This is a genomic window from Rugosimonospora africana (assembly GCF_016862975.1).
GTDB classification, from domain to species: domain Bacteria; phylum Actinomycetota; class Actinomycetes; order Mycobacteriales; family Micromonosporaceae; genus Rugosimonospora; species Rugosimonospora africana.
In genome coordinates, this window is sequence record NZ_BONZ01000142.1 from 1 (window position 1) to 10,080 (window position 10,080).

At 68.2% G+C, this 10,080-nt stretch carries 12 protein-coding genes; 5 read left to right on the forward strand and 7 right to left on the reverse strand.

Annotated elements, in window-relative coordinates; translation table 11 throughout:
- The first annotated feature begins 35 nt into the window (after positions 1-35).
- The gene (locus tag Raf01_RS48435) at positions 36-230 is read left to right on the forward strand and encodes a hypothetical protein (protein ID WP_203924958.1); all 195 of its coding nucleotides are present in this window, start codon (positions 36-38) and stop codon (positions 228-230) included.
- 5 nt (positions 231-235) lie between these two features.
- Here the strand turns inward: Raf01_RS48435 and Raf01_RS48440 are convergent, their stop codons facing one another.
- On the reverse strand, positions 236-511 hold the full coding sequence (locus Raf01_RS48440; protein WP_203924959.1) for a hypothetical protein: 276 nt from the start codon (positions 509-511) through the stop codon (positions 236-238).
- Between the two features lie 246 nt (positions 512-757).
- The gene (locus Raf01_RS48445) at positions 758-1,012 is read right to left on the reverse strand and encodes a hypothetical protein (RefSeq protein WP_203924960.1); all 255 of its coding nucleotides are present in this window, start codon (positions 1,010-1,012) and stop codon (positions 758-760) included.
- A 414-nt stretch (positions 1,013-1,426) separates the two neighbouring features.
- On the opposite strand from Raf01_RS48445, the gene Raf01_RS48450 reads away from it, so the two are divergent.
- A complete protein-coding gene (locus tag Raf01_RS48450) occupies positions 1,427-1,873 on the forward strand; it encodes a hypothetical protein (RefSeq protein WP_203924961.1) in 447 nt (148 codons plus the stop codon).
- 57 nt (positions 1,874-1,930) lie between these two features.
- A complete protein-coding gene (locus Raf01_RS48455; protein WP_239134577.1) occupies positions 1,931-2,962 on the forward strand; it encodes a DUF1152 domain-containing protein in 1,032 nt (343 codons plus the stop codon).
- Positions 2,963-3,048: 86 nt separating this feature from the next.
- Here Raf01_RS48455 and Raf01_RS48460 read toward each other — a convergent pair whose 3' ends face one another.
- Positions 3,049-3,396, reverse strand: a complete 348-nt coding sequence (locus Raf01_RS48460; protein ID WP_203924962.1) for a hypothetical protein — start codon at positions 3,394-3,396, stop codon at positions 3,049-3,051.
- 622 nt (positions 3,397-4,018) lie between these two features.
- Here Raf01_RS48460 and Raf01_RS48465 point away from each other — a divergent pair.
- Entirely contained in the window at positions 4,019-4,444 is a 426-nt protein-coding gene (locus Raf01_RS48465; RefSeq protein ID WP_203924963.1) for an integrase, read from the forward strand.
- A 90-nt stretch (positions 4,445-4,534) separates the two neighbouring features.
- Here Raf01_RS48465 and Raf01_RS48470 read toward each other — a convergent pair whose 3' ends face one another.
- The 4 genes from Raf01_RS48470 to Raf01_RS48485 form a co-directional block, all read right to left on the reverse strand.
- Positions 4,535-5,209: a hypothetical protein gene (locus Raf01_RS48470; RefSeq protein WP_203924964.1), complete on the reverse strand. Its 675-nt coding sequence runs from the start codon at positions 5,207-5,209 to the stop codon at positions 4,535-4,537.
- Between the two features lie 238 nt (positions 5,210-5,447).
- Positions 5,448-6,137, reverse strand: coding sequence for an IS6 family transposase (locus Raf01_RS48475; RefSeq protein WP_203924969.1), 690 nt, complete (start codon positions 6,135-6,137; stop codon positions 5,448-5,450).
- Between the two features lie 137 nt (positions 6,138-6,274).
- Positions 6,275-7,684: a sensor histidine kinase gene (locus Raf01_RS48480; RefSeq protein WP_203924965.1), complete on the reverse strand. Its 1,410-nt coding sequence runs from the start codon at positions 7,682-7,684 to the stop codon at positions 6,275-6,277.
- Positions 7,685-7,737: 53 nt separating this feature from the next.
- Positions 7,738-8,424, reverse strand: a complete 687-nt coding sequence (locus Raf01_RS48485; RefSeq protein WP_203924966.1) for a response regulator transcription factor — start codon at positions 8,422-8,424, stop codon at positions 7,738-7,740.
- Positions 8,425-8,518: 94 nt separating this feature from the next.
- On the opposite strand from Raf01_RS48485, the gene Raf01_RS48490 reads away from it, so the two are divergent.
- Positions 8,519-9,934 (forward strand): DUF2079 domain-containing protein, encoded by a 1,416-nt coding sequence (locus Raf01_RS48490; RefSeq protein ID WP_203924967.1) that lies wholly within the window; start codon positions 8,519-8,521, stop codon positions 9,932-9,934.
- The last annotated feature ends 146 nt before the right edge of the window (positions 9,935-10,080 follow it).

Genomic DNA, 10,080 nt, shown 5'->3' on the forward strand with positions numbered 1-10,080 from the left:
GTCCTCGGGTTTGCGAAGCCGAGGTGTCTATGAAGGTGAACACTACGTATCTATGGGTCCGAGTCCAGCCGATCGTCGCCACCGCGATCGGCGACGGTCCGGGCCGTCAGCACGCGGCGCCGGGCTCGAGCAGTTCGGCGCGGGACGGCGGTGCTGTTCGGGGCGCGTCCGGGTTCGGCTCCTCGCTCGCGATGGATGACGGCGGTGCCGCCGCGACCGTGCTGCGCTGATGTGGTTAGAACGGAGCGGGGCCGCGACCGGTCACCTCGGCGACCTCTGATTCGGAGCCGGGCTGAAAATCCGAGAGGACGACTTCGCCGGTGTCTCCGTCCATGGTGCGGATCGTGCATGTCTGGCCAACGCCATCCCAGAGGGACGCCGGACGGTCCACGGTCAGCGTGCCGCGCCACGTCCGGAGGTTGTTCTCCAGGAACGAATGTAGGGCCGCCGAGACCTCGACCTCGGTGCCGTTGGGTAGCGTGAGGGTCACCGGCCCGCTGTACGTTGCCATGCCGTGATCTTTCCATATTCGGAGTCGAGCAGAGGACCACACGACGTCGGGCAGGACGAAGTTTAGATCGGCTACCGACCCACGCGCACGATCTCCAGGGTAGCGCCCGGTTTGTGCTGAACAACGTGGGGACCGGTGAGTGTCAGGGTGCTCGAGGTGTAGCGGTACCGCCTCCACCGCCCGGCCCCTGCCAGTCGGGGTTGGAGGCCGGTAGCGACGCCGGGGCGTTACGCGGCTGCCTGCGCCTCAGGCCGGTTGCACGGCGCAAATTCCGACTTTCACTGAGAAACGAGCGATGGCCTCCTGAAGCCAGGAGCAAACGACGTCGGCTTGCGCCTGCTGGAACGCGCGCACGGTCGGCAGGCCGGCAGGTGACGGTCGGCGGGCCATGTCGGCGAAAAAGCCGCCGAATGCGGCGAGGGTGGCGATGAGGGCGTCGGTGTCTGCGACGCACTGGTTCAGCAAGGGCTTGCGTGTCGTGGCCGCCGAAGAGCCGGACATTAATCAGCAACAGCAGTCGGTCCAGCCAGGCCGGCCCGCGACAGGCCCACGGCCAGTCGACCACTGTGACTGTCCCGTGAAAATCGATGAGGAGATTGTCGGCTCGGATGTCGGTGTGCACAAGCCTGTCCCCAGCCAAGGCGCCCACGGCCCGGTCCGCGAGGACGCACAACTTGTCGAGGTGCCGGGCGACCCACGGATCCAGACTTGGCGGCGCATCGGTCGCGATGCGTCTCCATCCGCCGAAGTCGTCAGCGAGGGTCTGCGCGGCAGTCGGCAGGTCCGCCAGCGGAGCGGGGATTGCCGAATGGGCCACTTCGGCGAGTGCGGCAAGGACCCTGGTCAGTTCATCAGGACGCCACGGGGTGGCCGGGGGGCGCCCGTCAACGTCCTGCAGCACCAAGGCTCCACCCGTTGTTCCTTGACGCCCCACACCTGCTTGCTGAGCACGGCGACGTCCGGGACGTCCCGGTACTGCTCGCCGCGCTCGAGCGGCTTGCCGACAGGTGGTGTGGCTACGACACCTTGACCGAGGGCCTGGCGCGGATACTTGCCGACGCATCGGGCTCCGCGCACGCTCATGCTCGTGCCAGACTCGTCCGGCAGCTGCGCGGGTTGCTCATCGCCTCTCCGCATTCGTACGAGCGGGCCAGCTATCTGCACAGTTTGCTGCTGCTCGACCCGCCGCGCACGACCCGGGTGCTGCCGTTTTTCCTACTCGACCGCGAGCCCGCGGTACGGCTGCTCGCCGCCCAACACACCCCGCTGACCGACCAGGCCCGCGACTGGATCATCCAGCTACGCGACGACCCCATCGAGGACGACGAGGTCCGCCACGCCGCGGCACAGCGCTTGGCCTGACGCGGTCACACTCACACATCGCTTGCCTCCGCGCCCGCCGACACAACCAGCCGACGGTTGGCCGATGTACAGGTGGTTGAGGATTATGGTGTCGTGACGAGTTCGTATGCGGCAGCCGCCCACGCATCGGCCACCGGATCCCTCGCCGTTCCGCCGCTGTTGGCTGCCCTGAGCCAGGCGGACCGGGTGCTGATCGCGGGTGCGGGTGGCGGCTTCGACGTTTACGCGGGGCTGCCGCTGGCGGTCGCGTTGTGGGACCGCGGCGCTCGGGTTCATCTGGCCAACCTGTCCTTTACCCAGCTGGAACTACTCGAACTCGACGCGTGGGCCGGTCCGGACGTAGCCGAGGTGACCGCGGAAACTCGCGGACCGGATGACTACTTTCCGGAGCGGACCCTTGCCCGCTGGCTCGCCGCGCACACCCTGCCGGCGACCGTGTTCGCGTTCCCGAAAGTCGGTGTGCAGCCGCTCCGCGCGACTTATCACCATCTCGTGGAGCGACTGCAGATCGACGCGATCGTGCTGGTCGATGGTGGCACGGACATTCTGCTTCGCGGTGACGAAGCCGGCCTCGGCACGCCGGTGGAGGACATCACGAGCCTCGCTGCGGTCGCTGGCCTCGACGTCCCCGTGAAGTTGGTGACCTGCCTCGGCTTCGGCATCGACGCCTACCACGGGGTCGTCCACACTCAGGTGTTGGAGAACCTGGCCGCGCTCGACCGGGAACGCGGATACCTCGGTGCGCTGTCCATCCCCGGTTGCAGCCGTGAAGCCGAACTGTATCGTGACGCGGTCGCGGATGCGCAGGCGGCAACACCGATGCGGCCCAGCATCGTCAACGGCCAGATCGCCGCTGCGACACGGGGCGGGTTCGGGGATGTGCAGTTCACCCGCCGGACCAGCGGCAGCACGTTGTTCGTCAACCCGTTGATGGCTATCTACTTCACTGTCGAGCTGGACAAACTGGCGGCCCGATGCCTTTACCTCGACCGGATCGAGCACACCCACGGCATGCGCCAGGTCGCCACACGCATCGAAACATTCAGAGACGAGATCACCCCGCGCGCACCTCACGCCTTCCCACACTGAGCCGCCGTGTACCGGGATTTCCGCTGCTAGGCATGTGAATACGCACATGGTGGTGGTGCCGTACGCAGCCGGGGCGGTGGTGGCTGCTAGCTGGGCCGGAGTTTGCCCGCCAGGCGGGGCCGTGAGACGCCATCGACCGTGGTGCAGATGCCATAGACCCTGGCGTGGTTGGTCCAGCCGTTGATCCGACCACGGTTGTTGCTTATCTGGATCCGTGAGCGGTGGTTGTCGACCGCCGAGACCAGGTGCAGGTAGACGCTGCCCGCCACCCGGGCCAGCACGATATCGCCGACGTCAATCGCGCTCGGGTCGACCGGGGCAACGGTCACCAACTGCCGGCTGCGGATCAGCGGCACCATCGACGAGCCAGTCGGGCGGAAGCTGACGGTGACACCGGCGGCAACCCGGGCCGCGACCGCGTCCAGCGCTCCCACGGTCGACAGCGTGCTCGCTCACACCACGCAGAGCAACCCAGTTTCTCCCGCCCCGTATGGGCGAGCGGACAGCGGCAACTCCGGATGCGCACGCGGGCTGGGGCATGCAACATGGTCGTGTGTTGGACGCATGGGGGCTGGTCTTGACGTTGGACGTTGCGCGGCAGGTCAGGCGGTGGCGGGTCGAGGAAGAGTGTTCTTGGCGAGTGGTCGCTGCGCGTGCCGACGCGACATGGGGTACTGATACGCATGGCAACCAGCTGTTTGGTGAGGACCTGTGTAGAGAGAGCGCGCGGATGCTCGGCGAGAATCCGAACGACGAAGCGTGGAACTGAGGCGTGATCCAGCCTGTTCGTACGCTGGGCCGGTACCTCAGCCTTACACGTCGGCATCCGCTCAAGCAGATCCGGTCGGTCGACGGGACCGCCCGACTCGCGGCAGATCCGAGGGGAACCGGGTCGAGGCCGACCGATGCAGCGCGACCGGCGTGCCGACGCCCGGCACGCCCGGTCAGCGGCGTGAGAGCGCACGAACAGTGACCCGGTTGTGAGTGGGGCATCGGCGAATACATTGGCGCATGGCCGGCGGATCGAGAAAAATCCACCATCGGGAGGTGACTCACGTGCGGACTCGGCTGCGGCATCTACGAGTCGGCGCGCGGACCTTCGTCTGGCGCGCCGCGATTGATCATGTGCTGGGAGGCGGCGATTGCCACCGGTGCATCCGCGTTCGGGTCTGGGGCGCCGGCAAGACCAGCCAGGCACTCCAGGCGGATCTGCTGTCCGTCGCCTGGCCAGCACCATGGGGTGCATGTGCGACTGACGGCTCCTATCCCGCACCAGCAGACGTACAGGCGATCATCAGCTATGCCCTGGAGATCGGGTGGCAGCCAGAGGCGCGGGGCGGAACGTTCGTGCTGTCCGAGCACGAGCATGCGGCACGGTTCTCCTTGCCCGGCTTTTTACTGACCGACCGTCTACGCACACCGGAAGGTGGGGACCCCACTGCCCGAGTAATCCGCGCCTACGAGGCTCAGCAGCGAGCCTGACGGGCTACCGCTCATCGACATGGCCGGTCGGCTCGCAACGCGCAACCAGCGGCAGATCCGGATAGGCACGGCTTGTTGCTCTGGGATTCGCTACAGAAGGTCCATGACCGTTTCTATCCTTGTGGCCAGAACCAGATCCATGGTGCCTTCGACGCGGACGCTGACCACTGCGCTACCCGGTGACTGCGCCAGCCGGATTACCAGCGTGGGCGTGCCTACCAGCGGGTAATCGAACCAGCCGTCGACTGCCTCATCGTTCGTGTCATCGAGCGCCCCGGTCAGTGCCGCCTCGTCCAGATCGTCATACGCGTAGCCGATGTAGACGCTGATCTGCCGAAGCAACTGCACGACGTGTTGCTCGTTCACCCATCCGTCGACCTGCGCCACGTCGTCGAGAACTCCCCTGTCCTGCGGCAGTGACCCGGGCGACACGAGCTGTTCCGATTGCGGGTCGTACGAGTCGAGCCCATACCCGGCGGCGAGTACAGGCAGCGCGCTGGTGCCTTCCCAGCCGTACGGCAGGGTGACCCCGACGAACCGATCGGCGAGATCGGTGCGGCCCCATGGCTGCCGCCGACCCAGATCTTGATGCCACGGAGCGATCATGTCGGCAAGGTCCGGCCAGCGGCGTAGCAGCTCGGCGCGGAAAGCCAGGACTCGCTTATCCGGCACAAGACCGTCGGCCTTCTCATCCGCGAGCCGATCAGCCAGCCGGCGAGGATGTCGTGCTGCCCCGGACAGCCAGAAATACAGGTCGTAGCTCACACGCAGCAGCGTAGCGACCTACGTGTCGGCCCACTCTCTCGGCAGTTCCGGACGCCAGCTGACGCATAGGCCGGCCACGGGGCGTGAGACCGCGATCACCGGCGCCGGGCCCGTGCCGTGGCCGCCGCGATCGCCGCCCGGATCTCCACGACCGTCTCCCGTACTTGGTCGTAGACCTCGCTGGGGTGCCGTTGCGTTGGGAGACCGAGGCCGCGTTGAACCCGTGTCGAGCCGCCGGTCAGATCGCGCAGGCGAGTTCGGTAAACGCAGTGGCGACCCGCATTGTTGGCGGGGCGTCGACGGCGAGTCCGTAGTGTCCAGGTCGAAGGTTCTGCATGAAGGCGTGTCCGGTGATGATGACCTGTGCTGTCTGGTCCGTTCGTAGCCCGCGCATCGGTCTCAACCGGTGCTTGAGTCGACTGTGATCAGCTTCGATCGGATTATTCGCGTACCGCTCGATGTGGTGCCACGCCCGTGGGATCAGCTCGTCGAGGACGGCGGGGTAGACCGCGGCGGCGTCGGTGACCACCTCGGTGGGCTTGACCTTCAGCGTTGACAGTGCCCGGCGGAAGAACTTGCGCGCCGCGTCAGCGTCGCGGCGGGCCGAGACGAGCACGTCGATGATCTGCCCGTACTGGTCGACCGCCCGGTAGACGTACCGCCAACCTCCGTTTACTTTGACGTAGGTCTCGTCGATGTGCCACCTGTCGCCCGGTGAATGGCGGGCGAAGCGGGCGGCGTCGGCCAGCAGTGGAGTGAACCGCTGCGCCCACCGGTAGACGGTGACGTGGTCGACCTCGACGCCACGCTCGACCAGCAGCTCCTCAACGTCGCGGTAGGACAGATTGAATCGTAGATACCAGCGGACCGCGACGACGATCACCTCGGCGGGGAATCGAAAGCCAGCAAACGCAGACTTCGGCGGCAGTCACGGGCGCGGACGACTCGACCACTTCACTGCTCAAGTCTGCCTCGATCTTGCCAGCCGTCAATGCAACGGTGCCTCATGATCCTGTCGCCTCGTCCAGGGAACAGTAGGGTATCGGCTCCGGGCGACCCGGCGGACTAACCGCCGGCCGCGGGCAGTTCGAGGATGAACTCGGCGCCGGACGGCTGCGGTACCGTCGTCACGTCACCGCCGTGGCGACGGGCTATTTCGCGGGTGATGGCCAGCCCCAGACCGGAGCCGCCGCGGTCGCGGGCCCGGTCCGCGTCGAGGCGGACGAATCGCTGGAAGATGCGTTCCCGGTCGGCCGGGTCGATGGGGGTGCCGTCATTGTGGACGGCGACCCGCGCGGTGCCGCCTCCGGTCGCGACGCTGACGGTGACGGCGGAGTCGGCGTGCCGGATCGCGTTGTCGACGAGGTTGCCGATGGCGCGCTCCAGTTGCCGGGTGTCGCCCCGCACCGCGACCGCCGGGCCGTCGACGAGGGTGGCCGGCGGGCGCAGCGCGGCGAGGACGATCGAGCGGAGCTCGACCAGCTCGAACGTGTACGGCTCGTTCGCGTCGATGCGCGCGAGGAGCAGCAGGTCGTCGGTGAGGTGCTGAAGCCGGCCGGTGGCCCGTTCGATCCGGTCGAAGAATTCGGGGTCGTCGTCCGGCACCCGGTGGGTGCGGGCGATCTGGACGGTGGCCAGCATCGTGGCGATCGGGCTGCGCAGCTCGTGGGCGGCGTCGGCGACGAACTGGCGTTGACTCGTGGCGGATTGTTCGAGCCGGGTCAGGGTGTCGTTGATGGTGCCGGCCAGCGCGGCGATCTCGTCTCTGGATTCGGGTACCGGAACTCTCTGCTGGAGGCTGGTACCGGTGATCGTCGCGGCCCGCGCCCGGATCGCCTCGACCGCGCGCAGCGGCCGGCGCACGATCCACGCCGCGGCGGCGGCCACCGCCGCCGCGACCGCCGGGATGCCTGCCAGCAGGAGCCAGTCGAACCGGCTGCGCGCGTGTTGCGCGGCGAACGGCGTGATGAAGACGTAGGCCCGGTAGGTGGCGGGAGAGAGCGCACCGGCCTGCCGCGCGCCGGCCTTCAGCGAATCCGTCGCGGCGCCCGGCAGCGTGCCGACGACCGCGATCACCGACAGGGCGGACAGCGGGTTGCCGGGCCGGGACGCGAAGGTGACCGGCTCTTCGCGGTAGGGGGCTAAGGGTTCGCCCGGTGGGGGCGCCGCCATCAGCGGCCGATCATTGTTCTCGAACGGTTTGAGCATCCCGCTGGACGACATGATTACGCCGTCGTCGTTGACGAGTTCGAATGGCAGGTTCTCGCCGGTGAGCAGCAGGTACGGGAAGACGGTGTGTTCGTCGGTGGACAGTGAGGACGCCGCCGCCCCGGCGAGAATCTCGGATACCTCCTGCTCCGCGAGGATGCGGCTGGATGCCAGCTGGTTGTTGTAGACACGCTGACGCCCCCAGAGCCCGATTGCGGTGAGCAGGACGAGCATGACCAGGCCGACGCCGAAGACGGTACGGGCCATGACGCCCCGCGGGGCCGTTTTCAGCCGCGGCTGCCGGATGCCCGGACGGTGCGTCACTGTTGCCCCGCCGGGCCGTCGTCGACGAGCCGGTACCCGAATCCGCGGACCGTCTGGACCGACTGCCGGGCGAACGGACGGTCGATCTTCCGGCGCAGCGCACTGATCCGGGCCTCGACCAGATTCACCTCGTCCACCTCGTCCGGCCATAGCTGCAGCAGGATGTCCTGTTTGCCGATCGGCCGCTGCTCGGCCCTGGCCAGCAGGTCGAGCAGCGCGAACTCGCGCGGAGTCAGTCCGACCGAGACGCCGCCGCGCATGCAGGTACGCCGGACGCTGTCCACGGTCAGGTCGCCGACCCGCTGGACGGCCGTAGGTACCCGGGAGTCGCGCCGCGCCAGCGCCCGGATCCGGGCCAGCAGTACTGGATAGTTGAATGGTTTGACGAGATAATCGTCGGCCCCTCCGTCGAGGGCATCGAGTTGGTCGTATGTCCCGTCCTTGGCGGTCAGTACCAGAATCGGCGTTCCCACGCCGTCCGCGCGCAGGCGCTGACTGATCTGGAAGCCGTTCATCGACGGGAGCATCAGGTCCAGGACGATCACCCCATACGCCCCGGTAGCGGCGAGGTGGTAGCCCATACGGCCGTCCTGCGCGACATCCACTGCGTAGCCCTCGGCGAGCAGACCATGGCGCAGCACCGTCGCCAGGTCGTGCTCGTCTTCGACTATCAGGATCCGCATTACGCCAGCGTAGCCGGCGGTGAGCGACCGTTTCCTGACCGGAAAGTCAGGCGGCGTCAGCCGCTGATAAGCGCGCGGACCGCAGGGTCGCCTCATGACCGAGCACCTGCTGGCGCCGCCACCGACCCACCCGCCCGTGCCGCCGCGGGTCCAGCGACCGACCGCGCTGCTGCCCGGGGTGGCCGCGACCGTGCTGTTCGCCGCCTACGCCGCCATCGCGGTCCGCCGGCATCAGCTGCTGCTCACCTCGGGGTTCGATCTCGGGATCTTCGAGCAGGAGGTTCGCTCCTACGCGCATGGGCGGCTGCCGACATCGTCCCTGAAGGGCCCCGGGTTCCCGCTGCTCGGTGACCACTTCTCCCCCATCGTCGCGACCCTGGCACCGGTGTACCGGCTCTTCCCGTCGGCGGTGACCCTGCTCGTCGCGCAGGCCGCCCTGCTGGCCGTCGCGGCGATACCGCTGGTTCGTCACGCTCGCGACCGGTTGGGCGCTCCGGCGGCCCTCGTCGTCGCCGTCGGGTACGGGCTGAGCTGGGGCATTGCCGAGGCCGTCACCTTCGACTTCCACGAGGTCGCGTTCGCCGTACCGCTGATCGCCTTTGCGGCGGTAGCCCTGGCCGAACGGCGCCCCGTGCACGCCGTCGCGTGGGCCCTGCCACTGGTCCTGGTGAAGGAGGACCTCGGTCTCACGGTGGCCGCGGTGGGCGTGCTGGCGGCCTGGCGGGGCGCCCGCGGGATCGGCCTGCTCGCCGCCGCCGGTGGCGTCGCGGCCACCCTGGTCGAGACGCGGATCATCATCCCGGCGTTCAACCCGGCCGGCCACGACGCCTACACGTCGCAGATCTCCGGCTCGGTGCCCGACCAGTTCGCCACCCTGCTGGCGTCACCCGACGCGAAGATCGGCACATTGGTCGCGCTGCTGACCCCAACCGCGTTCCTGGCGGTCCGGTCACCGGTCTTCCTGCTCGCGGTGCCCACGCTGCTGTGGCGCTTCCTCGCGGACAACCCGAACTACTGGGGAACCCGGTACCACTACAGCGCCGTCCTGATGCCGATCGCGTTCGCGGCGTTCGTCGACGTACTCTCCGGCCGGGGCCACCGGCGGTGGGAACTCACTGTGAGCCTGATGGCCACGGCCCTGCTGATCCCGTCACACCCGCTGCGCTACGCACCCGACCTGGTGAAGCCACAGCCGCAGACAGCGGCCGCGCGCCGGCTCCTCGACCGCGTCCCCGCAGGTGTGACGGTGGCCGCGTCGAACCCCCTCGCGCCGCAGCTCACCGCCCGGGACGACGTCAGCCTGTTCGGACCCGCGTCGCTGGACCGCGTCCACCCCGACTACATCGTGCTAGACACCGGGCCCGGCGGCTCGTACCCCTACTCGCCCGACCGGCAACGGCAGCTGCGGGAGCAGACGCTGGCGGACGGGTACCAGGTGGTCGGGGTGAGCGGACCGGTGACCATCCTGGCCCGTACCCCGCCAGGTGCACCACCGCGACCGGACCGCTGATCCAAGGACCATGCCAGGAGGTGGCACGCTCCCGTTAGGCCGCAATGCCGCGTAGTGAAAGGTTGGTGGCAGCTTGTCAAACGGCGTGCCGGGAGGTCGAAGACGGCGGGTCTCGGTATAGATGTCAACGGCTTCTCAGCTCGGCT